Source organism: Enterobacter sp. BNK-16 (assembly GCF_048684955.1).
Lineage (GTDB): Bacteria > Pseudomonadota > Gammaproteobacteria > Enterobacterales > Enterobacteriaceae > Enterobacter > Enterobacter bugandensis.
The window spans coordinates 2518534-2537619 of sequence record NZ_JBLQTQ010000001.1 but is presented as its reverse complement, the minus strand read 5'-3'; the positions used below and the strand labels follow the sequence as shown (position 1 = coordinate 2537619).

Genomic DNA, 19086 nt, shown 5'->3' with positions numbered 1-19086 from the left:
ATTTTGTTATATTGCGTTAGCGATCACGCTTATAAAACTTATGACATAAAGTGGCCCTGCAGCCGGTAACGGTTCCCCGGGAAAAGCAGTCGGGCATGCGACACGATATGCGATGATGACCAGGTACGACGGCGGATCAGCAGGCACGGATCGTGTTCTTTAATGCGCAACAGCTCGCACTCCTGCGGCGTCGCGCGTACGGCCTCCACAATGTGCTCCCCTTCCGTGAGCGGTGCGACGAGCGAGAGATACGCGTGCGGCGTGGTGTGGGTGTAATCCTGGTTCAGGTATTCCGGTATCCGCTCTGCGTTGACGCAGCGATCTTCAATCTGCACCGGAATGTCGTTTTCAAAATGCACCATCACAGAGTGGAAGATGCGGCTACCCTCTTTGACATTTAGCTCAACGGCCTGCTCGGCGCTGGCCTGGGTCTCTTCCAGCACCAACACTTCGCAGCGGTGCTGATGATTACGCGAGGTTATCTCATCGGCAATGCTGCGGATTTCAAACAGGGCAGATTGCCCTTTCGGTTCCGCCACAAACGTCCCCACGCCCTGCAGGCGCACCAGAAGTCCTTCGTCGGTGAGCTCGCGCAGCGCCCGGTTGACGGTCATCCGGCTAAAACCGAACTGCGCCACCAGCTCGGCCTCCGACGGAATGCGATCGTGCGGGCGCCAGACGCCGGTAGCAATCTTTTCGCTGATCGCCTGCTTCACCTTTTCATAGAAAGGCGCGGGCGGGCTCGGTTGCGGCAGGGACGAGCGTGAAAACATCGTGACTCCTTTAATAGTGTTATGCCCACCAGTGAGCAATTTGCCAGGCCAGACGGGCAGCGAGCTTTGCGCCCTGTCCGTCCCGATCGTACTGCGGGTTAAACTCTACCAGATCGGCGGCCTGCAGCTTACCGCTGCGGCAGATTTGTTCAATAACCGGCATTAGATCCATTGCCGGGACGCCTAACGCCGCAGGGGCGGAAACGGCAGGCATTTCGCCCGCGGGCAGGACGTCCAGATCGATCGTCAGATAGATACGATCGGCCTGCGCCAGCACTTTTTCCAGCGCCGATAATGCCTCGCGTCTGAAATGGAGATCCTCCACCAGCGTGACGTTCAGGCGTTCGGCCTCATCCCACAGTGCCTGGGTGTTCGCCGCGCGGCTGACGCCAAAGCAGGCGTAGCGAAACTCGCGCCCGCATTCATCGCAGTATTGAGCCAGCTGACGAAACGGCGTACCGGACGTCGCCCGGTCGGCCTTGCGCAGGTCGAGATGCGCATCCAGGTTTATCACCGCCACGCGCTCGCCGGGGAATGCATCCAGAACACCCCGTCCATGCGCCCAGGCAGTTTCATGCCCGCCGCCAAACACCAGCGTGCGCATCCCGGACTGCTGGCAGGCCGTCACGGCATCGCTTAACGCCCGCTGCGCGGGTTCAAGCTCATCGCCTTCAACGTACACCGAGCCCATATCCGCCAGCCGTTCGTGTCCCTGATGGCTTGCCATATTCGCCAGCGCTTTGCGCAGAATATCAGGAGCCTGCGCAGCGCCGGGCCTGCCCTGATTGCGTTTAACACCTGCATCGCATTCAAAGCCTATCAGCGCGATGCCGGATGAAAGCGGCGTGAACTGCGCCTGCTGTTGTATCGTCTGGAAAATGCGCGTTGCATTGCTGGCTTCGGCGCTGTCGTCTCGCCCCTGCCAGACCGTTTCGGCGACGGGCCGCCATAACTTCATACTGCCTCCCCACGGAAAATACGTTGATACAGCGGATTGCGTCCCGGCTCGTAGACCATCTCTACCGGATGGTGAGCATCCCAGACGATAAAATCAGCGACAAACCCGGCCCGCAGCTGCCCGTGGGTTTCACCGCGCCCCAGCGCCTGCGCCGCATGCCGCGTGACGCCAGCCCAGGCTTCTTCGGGCGTCAGGCCAAACTGGACGCAGGCCATATTCATCGCCAGGTGCAGGCTGGCAAACGGGCTGGTGCCGGGGTTATAGTCGGTGGCGACGGCCATCGGCACACCACGTTTTCGGAGCTGATCAACCGGCGGACGCTGGCGCTCCTGCAGAAAATAGAACGCGCCGGGGAGCAGTACCGCAACCGTACCGCTTTGCGCCATCGCCTGAACGCCTGCGTCGTCGAGATATTCGATATGATCGGCCGACAGTCCGTTATATTGGCTGACCAGCGCCGCTCCGCCCTGATTCGACAGCTGTTCAACATGCCCTTTCACCGGGATACCGAGCGCGGCGGCGGCCTGGAAGAGGCGCTCGGTTTGCGACGGGGTAAAGCCGACGTTTTCACAAAACACGTCTACTGCTTCAAACAACTCTTTTTGCCACAGCGTGGGCAGGATCTGCTCACAGACCAGCGCGAGGTACGCATCCGGATCCTGTCGATATTCTGCCGGCACCGCATGGGCCGCCAGCAGCGTTGGGCTGATATCAACCGGGTTATTGAGGCTCAGCTGGCGGGCAACCTGCAGCATCTTCTCTTCGGCCTCGGCGTTGAGTCCGTATCCCGATTTGATTTCAACGGTCGTCACACCTTCATTCATCAGACGCTGGAGCCGCTGCTGCGCCAGTTTCAGCAGGGTTTCCAGGGAACTGCTGCGCGTAGCCGTCACGGTGGCGTTAATCCCGCCCCCCTGAGCGCTGATGGTCTGGTAAGAGACGCCGTTCAGACGCTGTTCCCACTCCGCCGCACGGTCGCCGCCAAATACCAGATGGGTATGGCAGTCAATCAGGCCAGGCGTGACCAGACGTCCCTCAAGATCGATGACGTGACGGTGTCCGGAAGGAAGGTCAGATTCAGGAAGCACGCCAAGGATAGTTTGGCCGCTCACGACCAGCGCGTGCTGCTCTTTCAGGCCATAAGGCGCGGATGTATCGGGAACCATTGTTGCCAGGCGCGCATTTCGCCATATAACATCGTCAGGTTGAAGCTGCATGGGCATTCCACTTGTCATGGGTTGTATAGACATTTATTTGCATCCATCGTCTGCTGTCAACCGCCTTAAGGGAAAATGTTATTTATTTGTGATGACTTTCCCGTCACCTCCGGGCAAAAAATGCAACTTTTACCCTTTTTATCTTCCCGTTTCGCTCAACTTAGTATAAAAAAGCAGGCTATTTCGTCTATCCCGTAAAGACTTGCATACCCAGGAGCTTCACCTTGAACATTTCCAGGATTTCCCGTCTGGCGTTAGCGCTCGCCTTTGGCGTGACATTATCCGCATGCAGTTCTACACCACCGGATCAGCGTCCTTCTGAGCAGGTAGCGCCCGGTACCGCCTCCCGCCCGATTTTGTCCGCGGATGAAGCGAAGAATTTCGACCGCGCCCATTACTTCTCGGCGATGGATCCTAACGCCGCGCCGTGGACACCGTCTTCTATTAACCTGCCTAAACAGCCTGACTTCGTTGTTGGCCCGGCTGGCGCGCAGGGCGTAACGCATACCACTATCCAGGCAGCGGTTGACGCGGCAATCACTAAACACAGCGCGTCTCGCCAGTACATCGCGATCCTGCCGGGTGAATACGAAGGCACCGTGTATGTTCCGGCGGCTCCTGGCAGCATTACGATTTACGGTCTGGGTGAAAAAGCCATCGACGTAAAAATTGGCCTGGCGATTGATTCCGAAATCGACAGCACCGCCTGGCGTCACCTGGTGAACCCGGCAGGCAAATATATGCCGGGCAAACCGGCGTGGTATATGTTTGATAACTGCCAGAGCAAGCGTTCCGCCACCGTTGGCATGATGTGCTCAGCGGTATTTTGGTCTCAAAACAACGGTCTGCAGCTGCAGAACCTGACCATTCAGAATACCCTGGGTGACAGCGTGGATGCCGGTAACCATCAGGCCGTGGCGCTGCGTAGCGACGGCGATAAGGTGCAGATTAACAACGTCAATATTCTGGGCCGTCAGAACACCTTCTTCGTGACCAACAGCGGCGTACAGAACACGCTGCAGAACAACCGTCTGACCCGTACGCTGGTGACCAACAGCTACGTTGAAGGTGACGTGGATCTGGTGTCCGGTCGCGGCGCGGTGGTGTTTGATAACACCGATTTCCGCGTGGTGAATTCCCGTACCCAGCAGGAAGGCTATGTGTTTGCTCCGGCAACCCAGTCTAACCTGTTTTACGGCTTCCTGGCCGTGAACAGCCGCTTTAACGCGGCCGGTGACGGCGTGGCGCAGCTGGGCCGCTCCCTGGACGTGGACTCTGCGACCAACGGCCAGGTCGTTATCCGCGACAGCGTGATCAACGAAGGCTTTAACGTGGCGAAGCCGTGGGCTGATGCGGCTGTCTCCAAACGTCCGTTCTCCGGCAACACCGGTGCGGTGGACGATAAAGGAAACGTGCAGCGCAACCTGAACGACGCGAACTTCAACCGCATGTGGGAATACAACAACCGCGGCCTGGGCAGCAACGTGGTTGCTGAGCCGAAGCAGTAACGAGATGAGAGTAAAAGGGGGAGTTTAATCCCCCTTTTTACTGCGACTGAATGCGTCAGGCTCCAAACTTAAGATACGCATCCAATAGTTGCATAATCGCAACCATGAGTTGCAGGAACAGAATTGCCCATTCCACACCGCTCATACGCCACTCCTTTGGTATAGAGCACTTCTCCTCTGGTTTACCTTTCCGCTGCCTGTCACCAGAGGTGTGTTGGTTATGTTTTGATGTGCTCCGCAGTTTAGGCACCGTCGGCACCACCCGACAGCCAGGACTTAAAAAGGATCCTGAATTGCGGAACTGCAACACATCGAACCAACGCACAGAATGATATCAAATCACTACTGTACATAAAAACAGTTAAAACCAATTTAGGAATTTATAAAGCAAAAGCACTTAAGTGTCTGATTATTATTTATATACTATTCACCGATCATTCCGTGTTCTCCTTTGTTCGTTGACGATGAATTTACATCGCCTTGAGTCGACATTATGATGGCCCTGTTGGTTACGTTTTGATGTGCTCACCCGGCTACCACCGGGCATAAAAAAACCTCGCATGCGCGAGGTTTTTTGTTTTAAGCCGCTTAGTGCGCGTTAACCACCACCCACATTGGCCCCTGGCCTACAGCGTAGCGTCCTTTCTCTTCCAGCAGGCCCTGCTCGCCTTTGATTTCATACAGCGCGATGTGATGGGATTTCTGCCCCGCCGCAATCAGGTATTTACCGCTGTGATCGATATTAAAGCCGCGCGGCTGGGTTTCCGTTGGCTGGAAGCCCTCAATAGCCAGCACGCTGCCATCTTCGGAGACGCTGAAGACGGTAATCAGGCTGGAGGTGCGGTCGCAGGCGTACAGATGGCGACCATCCGGCGTGATGTGAATATCTGCCGCCCAGCGAGTGTCAGAGAAGTCAGACGGCATCATGTCCAGCGTCTGTACGCACTCAATCTGACCGTTAGGATCTTTCAGCTCCCATACGTCCACCGAGCTGTTCAGTTCGTTAACGACGTAAGCATATTGCTGGTTCGGGTGGAAGACCATATGACGCGGACCCGCGCCCTCAACGGTGGTGACTTCAGCCGGATTCTGCGCCACCAGGTGACCATCGTCGCTCAGGGTGAACAGGCAGATTCGATCCTGCTTCAGCGCAGGCACCCACAGCGTGCGGTTGTCCGGGGAGATATTCGCCGAATGGCAGCCTTCCAGCCCTTCCACCACGTCGACAGTTTCTACCGGAATACCATCGTCAAGACGGGTCACGCTGACGCAACCGGCATTGTAAGAACCGCTAAAAATGAAGCGGCCTTTACGATCGGTCGAGATGTGGGTTGGGCTGCCCGGCAGTGGCGCTTCAGCGGTGTAGGTCAGCGCGCCGTCGTCAGGAGAGATGCGGTAGGCCAGCACGCGAAACTCCGGGCGCACACCCACGTATAAGAAACGTTTATCCGGGCTGACGACCATCGGTTGCACCTGGCCCGGCACGTCAACAACCTGAACCAGCGTGAGCGAACCTTCTGCATTCAAGCGCCAGACGTGGATCTGCTGACTTTCAGGACTGGCGGTATAAACGGTTTGTTTCATGAATACTCCTTTCCTCACTGCACGTGAAAGTGATTATTTTTAACGGTGAATGCTGAATTTTAGCCAGGAATTTTGCAGCGATTTACTCTCGGTGTAACATCCCCTGAGACCTAAAATTCAACATTAACCCGGAAGAACAAATGACCTCGCGTGTGATTGCACTGGATTTAGACGGAACATTACTTACCCCTCAGAAAACCCTGCTCCCCTCCTCCCTTGAAGCGCTTAAACGCGCGCAGGAAGTGGGATATCAACTCCTTATCGTAACGGGTCGACATCACGTTGCCATTCACCCTTTTTATCAGGCACTGGCGCTGGATACACCTGCAATTTGTTGTAATGGCACTTATTTGTATGATTATCAGGCAAAAAAGGTTTTAGCCTCCGACCCGCTGCCGGTTCCCCAGGCGCTGCAGCTGATCGATCTGCTGGATGAGCATGACGTTCACGGCCTGATGTATGTGGATAACGCGATGGTGTACGAGCGCCCAACCGGCCATGTGGTACGCACCAGCAACTGGGCGTTGTCCCTGCCAGAAGCGCAGCGTCCGGTCTTTACCCAGGTTTCCTCTCTGCGTCAGGCGGCCCAGGACGTTGAGGCTATCTGGAAGTTTGCCCTGACGGATGAAGACACCACCAAGCTGAATACCTTCGCGAAACACGTCGAGGACACGCTGGGGCTGGAGTGCGAATGGTCCTGGCACGATCAGGTGGATATTGCCCGCAAGGGTAACAGCAAAGGCAAGCGCCTGACGCAGTACGTGGAATCGCAGGGCTGGTCAATGCAGGACGCGATCGCCTTCGGCGATAACTACAACGACATCAGCATGCTGGAAGCCGTCGGTACGGGCGTGGCGATGGGCAATGCCGACGACGCGGTAAAAGCGCGCGCTAACGTGGTGATTGGCGACAACACCACCGACAGCATCGCGCAGTACATCTATACCCACCTGCTGTAATCAGGCGGTGATCGAAACGCTCTTAATTTGCGCGTACAGCCACAGGCCGGGCTTGATTGCTAACTCATCCCTGGCCCACGGGCTGATGCGCGCCCAGAGCGTCCTGCTGCCCACGTCGAGCTTCACCTCTACCTGCCCGTTATCATCAAAACATTCCGCCACTTTGGCGCGCAGAATATTTCGAATACTGGTTTGCAGCGGCGGCTGCAGCACCAGCGAGACGTCCGACGCCTGGATGCGGATCCGCAGCGCGGACTGTAATGGTTTGTCGATCTTATTGACCCAAAGATGCTGGTCGCCCAGCGCCAGGGCGGTCATCGCGTAGTGTGGGTGATGCTCCAGAACGCTCACCTTCAGGATGCTGCTCTGCTGCTCCCTGGGTAACCAGGGGTGCATCACGCTACTGCCCCACACCTCTTCCAGGTTGCCGTAGGCCTTCACGCTGCCCTCTTCCAGCACCAGCACTTTGTCGGCCAGATGGAGGATCTCATCCAGCGAATGGCTGACGTAGAGCATCGGAATATTAATTTCGCGGGTCAGACGCTGCAGGTAAGGCAAAAGCTCGCGCTTACGCGGTATATCCAGCGAAGCCAGCGGCTCGTCGAGCAGCAGCAGTTCGGGGGCGGTCAGCAACGCGCGGCCTATAGCCACACGCTGTTTCTCCCCGCCGGAGAGCGAGGACGGCAGCCTGTCGAGCAGGGGTTCAATGCCTAAAAGCGTCACCAGCTTATCAAACTGCCCGGCCATGCTTTTCGCCATGCCGTAGCGCAGGTTGCCGCGCACGCTGTAGTGCGGGAACAAGCGCGCGTCCTGAAAAACATAACCGATGCGGCGCTTATCCGGCGAAAGGTAAATCTTGTTCTCCACGTCATTCAGGACGCGGTTGTTCAGGACAATGCGCCCTGACTGCGGGCGCGTCAGGCCGCTGATGGCGTTAATCAGAGACGTTTTACCCGCGCCCGACACGCCGAAGACGGCAGTGATGCCGCATGCAGGCAGCGTCTCGTTAAGCGTCAGAGTATGGTTTCCCAGCGTCTGGGTGAAATTCAGTTCCAGCATCGTTATTTCCCCATCCGTTCGCGACTTAGCCGTGCCAGCCATTCAGAAACCAGCAGCGAAACCAGGGCTAATACGATAGAGATGATGCACAGCCGCGCTGCGGCACTCTCTCCCCCTGGCGTCTGAATCAGGGTATACATGGCCGATGGGATGGTCCGCGTCTCGCCGGGAATGTTCGACACAAAGGTGATGGTCGCACCAAACTCGCCCAGCGAGCGGGCGAACGCCAGCACCGTCCCGACAATGATGCCCGGCAGCGTAAGCGGAAGCGTGATGGTAAAAAAGACGCGCCAGCGCCCGGCACCGAGCGTGCGGGCTGCCTGTTCGAGCTTCATATCCACGCCTTCCAGCGCGAGGCGGATCGCTCTGACCATCAGCGGGAATGACATCACCGCCGCCGCCAGTACCGCACCGCGCCAGCTAAAGGCAAAGGTGATTCCGAACCAGTCGTAGAGCTTTTCGCCGATAAAACCGCGTCGCCCCATCGAAATCAGCAGCAGATAACCGACCACCACCGGCGGTAAAACCAGGGGAAGATGAAGGACGCTGTCGAGCAGCGCTTTGCCGGGGAACCGACAGCGAACCAGTAGCCAGGCAAAAAAGATCCCAAAGGGCAAACTCAGCGCAACCGCCAGGGAAGAGACTTTAAGGCTCAGCAGAACAGCCTGCCATTCAGGATCGGTCAGTATCATCAGTGAGTCGTAAATCCATAACGTTTAAAGATTGCGGACGCCTCCGGCCCCTTCAGATAATCGCGGAAGGCCGTTACGGTCGCATTTTTATGTCCATCAACAATCGCCACAGGATATTCCACTTTCTTGTGGGAGTCTTCCGGGAAGGTGCCAACCACTTTTACACCCTTGCTGGCAACGGCATCGGAACCATACACAATGCCTAGCGGAGCTTCGTTACGCTCCACCAGCGCCAGCGCGCCGCGCACATCTTCCGCCGGGGCCAGTTTTGGTGACAGGGTCTCCCACGCGCCCAGCTTTTGCAGCGCTTCTTTGGCGTAAATCCCGGCCGGAACGTGTTCCGGGTCACCCACCGCCAGACGGCCACCGTTCAGCAGGCGGGTCCAGTTTGTCTCTTTATTGATGGTGATTTCACCCTGCGCGCTGGCCTTCGGTGCAACCACAACCAGGCTATTGCCCAGCAGCGTTTCGCGGGTCGCCGCATCAATCGATTTCTTCTCCACCGCGTAGTCCATCCACTTCTGGTCAGCAGAGATAAACAGATCTGCCGGAGCGCCCGCTTCTATCTGCCGTGCCAGCGTAGAGGAAGAGGCAAAAGAGGAGACTACCTCGACGTTTTTCTCTTTTTTATACGCCGCCGCAATATCCTGCAGCGCGTTGGTCAACGACGCTGCCGCAAAGACCGTGATTTTACCTTCGTCCGCCAGCGCGTGTCCGGTAAGTGAAAGCGTCAGCGTTGCCCCTGCGAAAAGGCGTACCCATGAACGTGCCATCTGTAACTCCTGTGAGTAGCGTTATATACATATTAATATAACGGTATCGTCAGGGAGATCCCAGCGGTAATTCGTACCGCTCAAGGGGTAACACGGTGTGTTACGTTAAATAATATCGGCGAAAGTAAGAAAAGCTTGAGAGCAAAACGCCCGGGCAAGCCGGGCGTTTTGTGGGAAATTAATGCTGCTTTTTCGCACGGTCTCGGTGACCGATATTCGAAAAGATGTTGAACACTTCACCCAGGCCGTAGATGGCACCGAGGATGATGGCCATCACTACTGGTACCATGATCACGGCGAATACCAGACTTTTCAACAACTCTAACATGGTTTTCTCCAGATTTTGTGAATGGGCTATTCTACCCTGAAAAGTAAGAAAAACATCCCCTTTTGTGCGGTGCCCTTTGCGCCCTGCACCATTTGGGTCACAATATTCTTTTTGCCAGGACACTGTTATGCAGGCCGAAATTCTTCTTACTCTCCGACTTCAGCAAAAGCTTTTCGCCGATCCCCGACGTATTGCCCTGCTTAAACAGATAGAACAAACCGGCTCAATTAGCCAGGGCGCTAAGAATGCCGGGATTAGCTATAAAAGCGCCTGGGATGCCATCAATGACATGAACACCCTGAGCGAGCATCCGCTGGTGGACAGAGCCACAGGGGGCAAAGGCGGTGGAGGTGCTGTTGTCACACGCTACGGCCTGCGCCTGATTCAGCTCTACGATCTCCTGGGCCAGATTCAGCAAAAAGCGTTCGATGTATTGAGTGACGACGACAACGTTCCGCTGGACAGCTTGCTGGCCGCCATTTCCCGCTTCTCGTTGCAGACCAGCGCCCGCAACCAGTGGTTTGGTACGGTGACGGCGCGCGATAATCTCCAGGTACAGCAGCATGTTGAGATCCTGCTTGCCGATGGTGTCACCCGTCTGAAAGCGGCTATAACGGCCCAGAGCGCAGAGCGCCTTGACCTGGATGAAGGTAAAGAGGTGCTGGTGTTGCTGAAAGCACCTTGGGTCAATATCACACGCGACCCGGACAAGGCAAAGGTGGCTGATAACCAGCTGCGGGGCACCATCAGCCATATCGAACGCGGCAAGGAGCAGTGCGAAGTGCTGATGCCCCTGGCAGACGGACAGGCGCTTTGCGCCACGGTCCCGCTCAGCGAGGCGAACGATTTAGAAGAAGGTGCTGTCGTCACCGCATATTTCAACGCGGATCGGGTGATTATCGCCACATTGTGCTGAGCGCATTGACAATCGTGACGACAGTGCGTATCCCTGACATCTGTCGCTGCAAAAAATGGGATACATCATGTCATCATTGCATATTTCGCAAGGTACGTTTCGTCTTAGCGATACCCGAACGCTGACCATTGCCGATCTGACAATACGCGCGGGTGAAAGCTGGGCGTTTGTCGGCACTAACGGCAGCGGTAAATCCGCGCTGGCCCGCGCGCTGGCCGGAGAGCTTACCCTTCTCAAAGGCGAATGCCGGAGCGATTTCACGCGCCTGACGCGCCTGTCCTTTGAACAGCTGCAGAAGCTGGTCAGCGACGAGTGGCAGCGCAACAATACCGATTTACTCAGTCCTGGCGAAGAAGATACCGGCCGCACGGCGGCGGAAATTATTCAGGATGAGGTGAAAGATCCCGCCCGCTGTCAGCATCTGGCGGAACAGTTTGGCATTTCCGCGCTGCTGAACCGGCGCTTTAAGTACCTCTCTACCGGCGAGACGCGGAAAACGTTGCTGTGCCAGGCGCTCATGAGCCAGCCGGAGCTGCTGATTCTGGATGAGCCCTTTGACGGGCTGGATGTCCACTCCCGCGCCCAGTTGGCTGCCCTGCTGGACTCTCTGAATCAGGAAGGCTATACGATCGTACTGGTGCTGAACCGCTTTGATGAAATTCCTGATTTCGTGCAGAACGCGGGCGTGCTGGCAGACTGTAGCCTGATCGAAACCGGAGAAAAATCCGCGCTGCTCCGACAGGCGCTGATTGCCCAGCTTGCGCACAGCGAAAAGCTGGTGGGCATTGCGTTGCCGGATCCCGACGCGCCGGCAGCACGCCACGGTCTCGATCCCCGGCAGCCGCTTATCGTCCTGCGCGATGGCGTAGTCTCCTATGACGAACGACCGATCCTGAATCACCTCAGCTGGACGGTTAATCCTGGCGAACACTGGCAGATTGTCGGTCCCAACGGCGCGGGGAAATCCACGCTGCTGAGCCTGATAACCGGCGATCACCCGCAGGGCTACAGTAACGATCTGACGCTGTTTGGCCGCCGTCGCGGCAGCGGCGAAACCATCTGGGATATCAAAAAGCACATTGGCTACGTTAGCAGCAGCCTGCATCTGGATTACCGGGTCAGTACCACGGTACGCAACGTGATCCTTTCCGGCTATTTTGATTCCATCGGCATTTATCAGGCAGTGTCAGATAAACAGCACAAGCTGGCTCAGCAGTGGCTGGATATTCTGGGGATGGATAACCGGGTGGCTGACGCGCCGTTTCATAGCCTGTCGTGGGGGCAGCAGCGTCTGGCACTGATCGTTCGCGCGCTGGTAAAACACCCTACGCTCCTGATCCTCGACGAGCCGCTGCAGGGGCTGGATCCGCTTAACCGACAGCTGGTCCGCCGCTTTGTGGACGTGCTGATTAGCGAAGGTGAAACGCAGCTGCTGTTCGTTTCACACCATGCCGAAGATGCCCCCTCCTGCATCACCCACCGCCTCGAGTTTGTCGCGGACGGTGAGGGTTATCGCTACCTTCTCAGCAACGTAGATTAACCGCGGAGGGCACCGCCCTCCTCTTTTCAGATAACTTGCATCAATACATCGCTATCTCTTTGATCTAGAATGCTCAACGTCATCGAAAAAGCGGGTGTGAAAACGAGTGTAAACGATTCCACTATTTTATCCCATGTCACACTTTTCGCGTCTCTGTTATGCTATGGTTATTACATACCATAAGCCCAATGGAGCGAATTATGCGAGTTCTGGTAACAGGTGGTAGCGGTTACATCGGAAGTCATACCTGTGTGCAGCTGCTGCAAAATGGTCACGATGTGATCATCCTCGACAACCTGTGCAATAGTAAGCGCAGCGTGCTGCCGGTGATTGAACGTCTTGGCGGTAAACAGCCGACTTTCGTGGAAGGCGACATCCGCAACGAAGCGCTGATGACCGAGATCCTTCACGACCACGCCATCGAAGCGGTGATCCACTTCGCGGGTCTGAAAGCGGTCGGTGAATCCGTTGCGAAACCGCTTGAGTATTACGACAACAACGTCAACGGTACCCTGCGTCTGATCTCCGCCATGCGCGCGGCAAACGTCAAAAACTTTATCTTTAGCTCCTCCGCCACCGTCTATGGCGATCAGCCAAAAATTCCTTACGTTGAAAGCTTCCCGACCGGTACGCCGCAAAGCCCGTACGGCAAAAGCAAGCTGATGGTAGAGCAGATCCTGACCGACCTGCAAAAAGCCCAGCCGGAGTGGAGCATCGCATTGCTGCGCTACTTCAACCCGGTCGGTGCCCATCCGTCTGGCGATATGGGTGAAGATCCGCAGGGTATCCCGAACAACCTGATGCCGTACATCGCCCAGGTGGCGGTAGGCCGTCGCGAGTCGCTGGCCATTTTTGGCAATGACTACCCCACCGAAGACGGCACCGGCGTGCGTGACTATATCCACGTGATGGATTTAGCAGACGGCCACGTTGCAGCCATGCAGCAGCTGGCTGACAAACCGGGCGTGCATATTTATAACCTCGGCGCCGGGGTCGGCAGCAGCGTGCTGGACGTGGTTAAAGCCTTCAGCAAAGCCTGCGGTAAGCCGGTGAACTACCACTTCGCTCCGCGTCGTGATGGCGACCTGCCTGCTTACTGGGCCGATGCCACCAAAGCCGATAAAGAACTTAACTGGCGTGTCACCCGCACGCTTGATGAAATGGCACAGGATACCTGGCACTGGCAGTCACGCCACCCGCAGGGTTATCCGGACTAAGGATCCGTCATGACTTCGTTTAATCCCGTCGATCATCCGCATCGTCGTTTTAACCCGCTAAGCGGGCAATGGATTTTGGTCTCTCCGCATCGCGCCAAGCGTCCCTGGCAGGGGGCGCAGGAGACGCCTGCAAAACAGACGCTGCCGCAGCACGACCCGGATTGCTTCCTCTGTCCGGGCAACACGCGCGTGACCGGGGATAAAAACCCGGACTACAAAGGCACCTTCGTGTTTACCAACGATTTTGCCGCCCTGATGACCGACACCCCGGATGCCCCCGCGAGCCACGACCCGCTGATGCGCTGCGAAAGCGCGCGCGGTACCAGCCGCGTGATCTGCTTCTCGCCCGATCACAGCAAAACGCTGCCGGAGCTGAGCGTGGACGCGCTGAAAGAGGTGGTCAGCACCTGGCAGGCGCAAACCGCTGAGCTGGGGCAGAGCTATCCGTGGGTGCAGGTGTTCGAAAACAAAGGCGCGGCGATGGGCTGCTCTAACCCGCATCCGCACGGCCAGATCTGGGCGAACAGCTTCCTGCCCAACGAAGCCGAGCGTGAAGACCGTCTCCAGAAGGACTATTTCGCAGAAAACGGCTCCCCCATGCTGGTGGACTACACCCAGCGCGAGCTGGCCGACGGCAGCCGTACCGTAGTGGAAACCGAACACTGGCTGGCGGTCGTGCCTTACTGGGCCGCCTGGCCGTTTGAGACGCTGCTGCTGCCGAAAGCGCACGTTCAGCGCATTACCGATCTCAGCGACGCGCAGCGCGACGACCTGGCGCTGGCGCTGAAAAAGCTGACCAGCCGTTACGACAACCTGTTCCAGTGCTCCTTCCCGTACTCCATGGGCTGGCACGGCGCGCCGTTTAACGGCGAAGAGAATCAGCACTGGCAGTTGCACGCCCATTTCTATCCGCCGCTGCTGCGCTCTGCGACGGTGCGTAAATTTATGGTGGGCTATGAAATGCTGGCGGAAACCCAGCGTGACCTGACGGCGGAACAGGCGGCAGAGCGTCTGCGTGCCGTCAGCGACGTCCACTATCGCGAATCAGGAGTCTAAAAATGAGTCTGAAAGATAAAACACAATCCCTGTTTGCTGAGAAATTTGGCTACCCTGCCACCCACGTAATTCAGGCGCCTGGTCGCGTCAACCTGATCGGCGAGCACACCGACTACAACGACGGCTTCGTGCTGCCGTGCGCCATCGATTACCAGACGGTTATCAGCTGTGCGAAGCGCGACGACCGTAAAGTCCGCGTCATTGCGGCGGATTACGGTAATGAGACGGACGAGTTTTCCCTTGATGCCCCGATTGTGACGCACGACCGCCAGCAGTGGTCTAACTACGTGCGCGGCGTGGTGAAGCATCTGCAGAAACGCAACAAGAACTTTGGCGGTGCCGATTTAGTCATCAGCGGCAACGTGCCGCAGGGTGCGGGCTTAAGCTCGTCGGCCTCGCTCGAAGTGGCCGTGGGAACCGTCTTCCAGCAGCTGTATCATCTGCCGCTGGACGGGGCGCAAATTGCCCTGAACGGTCAGGAAGCGGAAAACCAGTTCGTGGGCTGCAACTGCGGCATCATGGACCAGCTGATCTCCGCGCTGGGCAAAAAAGAGCATGCTTTACTGATCGACTGCCGCTCGCTTGGTACCAAAGCCGTTCCGCTGCCAAAAGGCGCGGCCGTCGTGATTATCAACAGTAACTTTAAACGCACGCTGGTGGGCAGCGAGTACAACACCCGCCGCGAACAGTGCGAAACCGGCGCGCGCTTCTTCCAGCAGCCTGCCCTGCGCGACGTGACGCTCGATGAATTTAACAAAGTGGCGCACGAGCTGGATCCTGTCGTCGCCAGACGCGTGCGTCACGTGCTGACCGAAAATGCCCGTACCGTTGAAGCCGCCTCCGCGCTGGCGAAAGGTGACCTGAAGCGCATGGGTGAGCTGATGGCGGAATCTCACGCCTCAATGCGCGATGATTTTGAAATCACCGTGCCGCAGATCGACACCCTGGTGGACATCGTCAAAGCGGTTATTGGCGATAAAGGCGGCGTGCGCATGACGGGCGGCGGCTTTGGCGGCTGCATCGTCGCGCTGGTGCCGGAAGAGCTGGTCCCTGCCGTCCAGGACGCCGTGGCGAAGCAGTACGAAGCGCAAACGGGCATCAAAGAAACGTTCTATGTATGTAAAGCATCACAAGGAGCCGGACAGTGCTAAACGAAACACCTACCCTCGCACCGGATGGTCTGCCGTATCGCCTGTTAACCCTGCGCAACAGCGCGGGGATGGTGGTTACGCTGATGGACTGGGGTGCGACCCTGCTTTCTGCCCGCGTACCGATGCCGGACGGCAGCGTGCGCGAAACCCTGCTGGGCTGCGCCTCACCCGAGCAGTACGTTAATCAGTCTGCCTATCTGGGCGCGTCCGTCGGGCGCTATGCCAACCGCATCGCGAAGAGCCGTTTTGAGCTCGACGGCGTGCAGTTCTCCCTGCTGCCAAGCCAGGGCGAGAATCAGCTTCACGGCGGTCCGGACGGGTTTGATAAACGCCGCTGGAAAATTGTTCGTCAAAACGACGGCGAAGTGCTGTTCTCGCTGGATTCGCTTGATGGCGATCAGGGCTTCCCGGGGAACCTTACCGCGTCCGCGCGCTTTACGCTGACGGACGACAACCGTATCGCTATTGAATACCGTGCGACGGTCGACAAGCCGTGTCCGGTTAACCTGACTAACCATGCCTACTTCAATCTCGACGGCAACCAGTGCGACGTGCGTAACCACAAGCTGCAGATCCTGGCGGACGCGTATCTGCCGGTTGACGAGATGGGCATTCCGTATCAGGGCCTGAAAGAGGTGAGCGGGACCAGCTTTGATTTCCGCAGCGCGAAAGTTATCGCCCAGGATTTCCTGAGCGATGACGATCAGCGCAAGGTGAAAGGCTACGATCACGCGTTCCTGCTGCACGCCAAAGGTGATGTGAAGCAGCCTGCCGCACAGGTCTGGTCCAGCGATGAGAAACTGCAGATGACGGTGTATACCACCGCCCCAGCCCTGCAATTCTACTCGGGCAACTACCTCGGCGGCACGACGGCGCGCGAACACAATGAGTACAGCGACTGGCAAGGACTTGCGCTTGAGAGCGAGTTCCTGCCGGACAGCCCCAATCATCCTGAATGGCCGCAGCCGGACTGCGTGCTGCGCCCCGGTGAAGAGTACATTAGCGTGACGGAATACCATTTTATTCCGAAATGATTTCCAGCCCTCCCATCGGAGGGCTTTTTTCTGCGCGTCTTGCTGAAAATAGCGCCGATCGCTGACAAAATCCTAACCCTGGATTCACAAGCATCTTACACTCAGAGACTATTTTCGCTATGGTTAGGGTTAAGCGTTGCTGCTGGCACGGCCACAGCAATATAATGAGAATTGTTATCATTCTAAAAATGCTTGAGGAGTAAGAGATGGCTATTACTAAGCTGGTCCTGGTGCGTCACGGCGAAAGCCAGTGGAACAACGAAAACCGCTTTACCGGTTGGTACGACGTTGATCTGTCCGAGAAAGGCGTAAGCGAAGCAAAAGCAGCAGGTAAACTGCTGAAGGAAGAAGGCTTCAGCTTTGATTTTGCTTACACCTCTGTGCTGAAACGTGCCATCCACACCCTGTGGAACGTGCTGGACGAACTGGATCAGGCCTGGCTGCCGGTTGAGAAATCCTGGAAACTGAACGAGCGTCACTACGGTGCGCTGCAGGGTCTGAACAAAGCGGAAACCGCTGAGAAATACGGCGACGAGCAGGTTAAACAGTGGCGTCGCGGCTTCGCGGTCACCCCACCAGAGCTGACCAAAGATGACGAGCGCTATCCGGGCCACGACCCGCGCTACGCGAAACTGACCGATGCTGAGCTGCCAACTACCGAGAGCCTGGCGCTGACCATCGACCGCGTTGTGCCTTACTGGAACGAAACCATTCTGCCACGCCTGAAAAGCGGTGAGCGCGTGATCATCGCTGCTCACGGTAACTCTCTGCGCGCGCTGGTGAAATACCTGGACAACATGGGCGAAGACGAGATCCTCGAACTGAACATCCCAACTGGCGTACCGCTGGTATATGAGTTCGACGAAAACTTCAAGCCAATCAAACATTACTACCTGGGTAACGCGGACGAGATCGCAGCGAAAGCAGCGGCTGTCGCGAACCAGGGTAAAGCGAAGTAATTTTCGCCGGACATAAAAAAAGCGCGGAGCCTTCCGCGCTTTTTTATTTGTGCGTGAGGACTCAGCCGCGGCGCGCTTTTACCGCATTCGCCAGCTGACGGAGGATGGCATCGGTATCGTCCCAGCCAATGCAGGCATCGGTGACGCTTTTGCCATACACCAGCGGCTCGCTGCCTTCCAGGTTCTGGTTACCTTCAACCAGATGGCTTTCGATCATCACCCCAATTACCGCCTTCTCACCGTTAGCGATCTGCTGACAGACGTCCGCCCCCACTTCCATCTGCTTTTTGAACTGCTTGCTGGAGTTGGCGTGGCTGAAGTCGATCATCACCTGCGGTGGCAGCCCGGCTTTTTCCAGCCCGGCCTTCACCTCTGCCACGTGTTTTGCACTGTAGTTTGGCTCTTTACCGCCACGCAGAATGATGTGGCAATCACCGTTACCGCTGGTGTTGACGATGGCGGAGTGACCCCATTTGGTCACGGACAGGAAGCAGTGCGGCGCACCCGCGGCGTTGATGGCATCGATAGCCACTTTGATGGTGCCATCAGTACCGTTTTTGAAGCCCACCGGACATGAGAGACCGGAAGCCAGCTCGCGGTGAACCTGAGATTCAGTGGTACGGGCACCAATGGCGCCCCAGCTCATCAGGTCTGCCAGGTATTGTGGCGTAATCATATCCAGGAACTCGCCGGCAGCAGGCAGGCCGCTGTCGTTGATCTCCAGCAACAGCTTGCGCGCAATGCGCAGGCCGTCGTTGATCTGGAAGCTGTTATCCATGTGCGGATCGTTAATCAGCCCTTTCCAGCCCACGGTCGTGCGTGGTTTTTCAAAATAGACGCGCATGACGATTTCCAGCTCATCCTTTAACTCTTCACGCAGGGTGAGCAGACGCGCCGCATACTCTTTCGCAGCGGCAGGATCGTGAATGGAGCACGGGCCAATCACCACCAGAAGACGATCGTCATTACCTTTAAGGATCTTGTGGATCGCTTTACGAGCATGAGAAACCGTATTTGCGGCATTTTCAGTGGCGGGGAATTTCTCAAGGAGTGCTACAGGAGGTAATAACTCATTGATCTCTTTAATGCGTAAATCGTCGTTCTGATAATTCATCTTCTTTCCAGCTCTGCCATATCTTTAGTAATGAAAGCAATCCTTTCAATCTATCTTGTCGACCAGGAAGTGTAAACACGGTTTTACACTTCACGCAGATAATTCCTGGAATTCGCCTAAAAATCGCCACAAAATAGCGAAAAATGAGATCTAACCTAAGCTTTTTAACTGTAACAACCATTTTTAAACGCTTAAACGCGATTCCCTACTGACGTAAGTCCGTAAGGCGGAATCTTTCGCCTCTAAAA

The 19086-nt window shown here is 56.7% G+C and carries 19 protein-coding genes; 9 read left to right on the top strand and 10 right to left on the bottom strand.

All coding sequences use genetic code 11. The features are described 5' to 3' along the window. Positions 1-38: 38 nt before the first annotated feature. The 3 genes from ACMGGH_RS12140 to hutI are packed head-to-tail and all read right to left on the bottom strand — an operon-like array spanning position 39 to position 2948. Complete coding sequence (locus ACMGGH_RS12140; protein ID WP_028012409.1) at positions 39-773, bottom strand: histidine utilization repressor; 735 nt, start codon at positions 771-773, stop codon at positions 39-41. Between the two features lie 19 nt (positions 774-792). After that, positions 793-1731: a formimidoylglutamase gene (hutG, locus tag ACMGGH_RS12135; RefSeq protein ID WP_028012408.1), complete on the bottom strand. Its 939-nt coding sequence runs from the start codon at positions 1729-1731 to the stop codon at positions 793-795. After that, positions 1728-2948, bottom strand: coding sequence for an imidazolonepropionase (gene hutI, locus ACMGGH_RS12130; RefSeq protein ID WP_232947999.1), 1221 nt, complete (start codon positions 2946-2948; stop codon positions 1728-1730). The genes hutG and hutI overlap by 4 nt, the downstream gene beginning before the upstream one ends. Before the next feature lie 224 nt (positions 2949-3172). On the opposite strand from hutI, the gene ACMGGH_RS12125 reads away from it, so the two are divergent. Further along, a complete protein-coding gene (locus ACMGGH_RS12125; protein WP_049001162.1) occupies positions 3173-4456 on the top strand; it encodes a putative acyl-CoA thioester hydrolase in 1284 nt (427 codons plus the stop codon). Positions 4457-4511: 55 nt separating this feature from the next. Here ACMGGH_RS12125 and tisB read toward each other — a convergent pair whose 3' ends face one another. Continuing rightward, positions 4512-4601: a type I toxin-antitoxin system toxin TisB gene (tisB, locus tag ACMGGH_RS12120; RefSeq protein WP_023332440.1), complete on the bottom strand. Its 90-nt coding sequence runs from the start codon at positions 4599-4601 to the stop codon at positions 4512-4514. A gap of 443 nt (positions 4602-5044) precedes the next feature. Continuing rightward, positions 5045-6040: a 6-phosphogluconolactonase gene (pgl, locus tag ACMGGH_RS12115; protein WP_041910746.1), complete on the bottom strand. Its 996-nt coding sequence runs from the start codon at positions 6038-6040 to the stop codon at positions 5045-5047. Between the two features lie 140 nt (positions 6041-6180). Here pgl and ACMGGH_RS12110 point away from each other — a divergent pair, with 140 nt between their 5' ends. Beyond that, positions 6181-6999, top strand: coding sequence for a pyridoxal phosphatase (locus tag ACMGGH_RS12110; RefSeq protein WP_232947998.1), 819 nt, complete (start codon positions 6181-6183; stop codon positions 6997-6999). Here the strand turns inward: ACMGGH_RS12110 and modC are convergent, their stop codons facing one another. The 4 genes from modC to ACMGGH_RS12090 form a co-directional block, all read right to left on the bottom strand. Then, positions 7000-8058, bottom strand: a complete 1059-nt coding sequence (modC, locus tag ACMGGH_RS12105) for a molybdenum ABC transporter ATP-binding protein ModC (protein ID WP_232947997.1) — start codon at positions 8056-8058, stop codon at positions 7000-7002. A gap of 2 nt (positions 8059-8060) precedes the next feature. Next, positions 8061-8750, bottom strand: coding sequence for a molybdate ABC transporter permease subunit (gene modB / locus ACMGGH_RS12100; protein WP_041910749.1), 690 nt, complete (start codon positions 8748-8750; stop codon positions 8061-8063). Beyond that, complete coding sequence (gene modA, locus ACMGGH_RS12095; RefSeq protein WP_041910750.1) at positions 8750-9523, bottom strand: molybdate ABC transporter substrate-binding protein; 774 nt, start codon at positions 9521-9523, stop codon at positions 8750-8752. Before modA ends, modB begins: the two co-directional genes overlap by 1 nt. A 178-nt stretch (positions 9524-9701) precedes the next feature. Further along, entirely contained in the window at positions 9702-9851 is a 150-nt protein-coding gene (locus tag ACMGGH_RS12090) for an AcrZ family multidrug efflux pump-associated protein (protein WP_041910751.1), read from the bottom strand. 127 nt (positions 9852-9978) lie between these two features. On the opposite strand from ACMGGH_RS12090, the gene modE reads away from it, so the two are divergent. The 7 genes from modE to gpmA all read left to right on the top strand — a co-directional run bounded on the left by modE (position 9979) and on the right by gpmA (position 17724). After that, positions 9979-10767 carry a molybdenum-dependent transcriptional regulator gene (modE, locus tag ACMGGH_RS12085; RefSeq protein WP_232947996.1) on the top strand — a complete coding sequence of 263 codons (789 nt, stop codon included), beginning with the start codon at positions 9979-9981 and terminating at the stop codon, positions 10765-10767. Between the two features lie 67 nt (positions 10768-10834). After that, the gene (modF, locus tag ACMGGH_RS12080; RefSeq protein WP_232947995.1) at positions 10835-12307 is read left to right on the top strand and encodes a molybdate ABC transporter ATP-binding protein ModF; all 1473 of its coding nucleotides are present in this window, start codon (positions 10835-10837) and stop codon (positions 12305-12307) included. Positions 12308-12507: 200 nt separating this feature from the next. After that, positions 12508-13524 (top strand): UDP-glucose 4-epimerase GalE, encoded by a 1017-nt coding sequence (gene galE, locus ACMGGH_RS12075; RefSeq protein WP_048961399.1) that lies wholly within the window; start codon positions 12508-12510, stop codon positions 13522-13524. Positions 13525-13533: 9 nt separating this feature from the next. Next, complete coding sequence (gene galT / locus ACMGGH_RS12070; RefSeq protein WP_048957134.1) at positions 13534-14580, top strand: galactose-1-phosphate uridylyltransferase; 1047 nt, start codon at positions 13534-13536, stop codon at positions 14578-14580. 2 nt (positions 14581-14582) lie between these two features. Continuing rightward, positions 14583-15731 carry a galactokinase gene (gene galK / locus ACMGGH_RS12065; RefSeq protein ID WP_232947994.1) on the top strand — a complete coding sequence of 383 codons (1149 nt, stop codon included), beginning with the start codon at positions 14583-14585 and terminating at the stop codon, positions 15729-15731. Next, positions 15725-16765 carry a galactose-1-epimerase gene (galM, locus tag ACMGGH_RS12060; RefSeq protein WP_232947993.1) on the top strand — a complete coding sequence of 347 codons (1041 nt, stop codon included), beginning with the start codon at positions 15725-15727 and terminating at the stop codon, positions 16763-16765. The genes galK and galM overlap by 7 nt, the downstream gene beginning before the upstream one ends. A gap of 206 nt (positions 16766-16971) precedes the next feature. After that, positions 16972-17724 (top strand): 2,3-diphosphoglycerate-dependent phosphoglycerate mutase, encoded by a 753-nt coding sequence (gpmA, locus tag ACMGGH_RS12055; protein WP_008501111.1) that lies wholly within the window; start codon positions 16972-16974, stop codon positions 17722-17724. A gap of 61 nt (positions 17725-17785) precedes the next feature. On the opposite strand, the gene aroG is transcribed toward gpmA, so the two are convergent. Next, positions 17786-18838 (bottom strand): 3-deoxy-7-phosphoheptulonate synthase AroG, encoded by a 1053-nt coding sequence (gene aroG / locus ACMGGH_RS12050; protein ID WP_028012394.1) that lies wholly within the window; start codon positions 18836-18838, stop codon positions 17786-17788. Positions 18839-19086 lie beyond the last annotated feature (248 nt).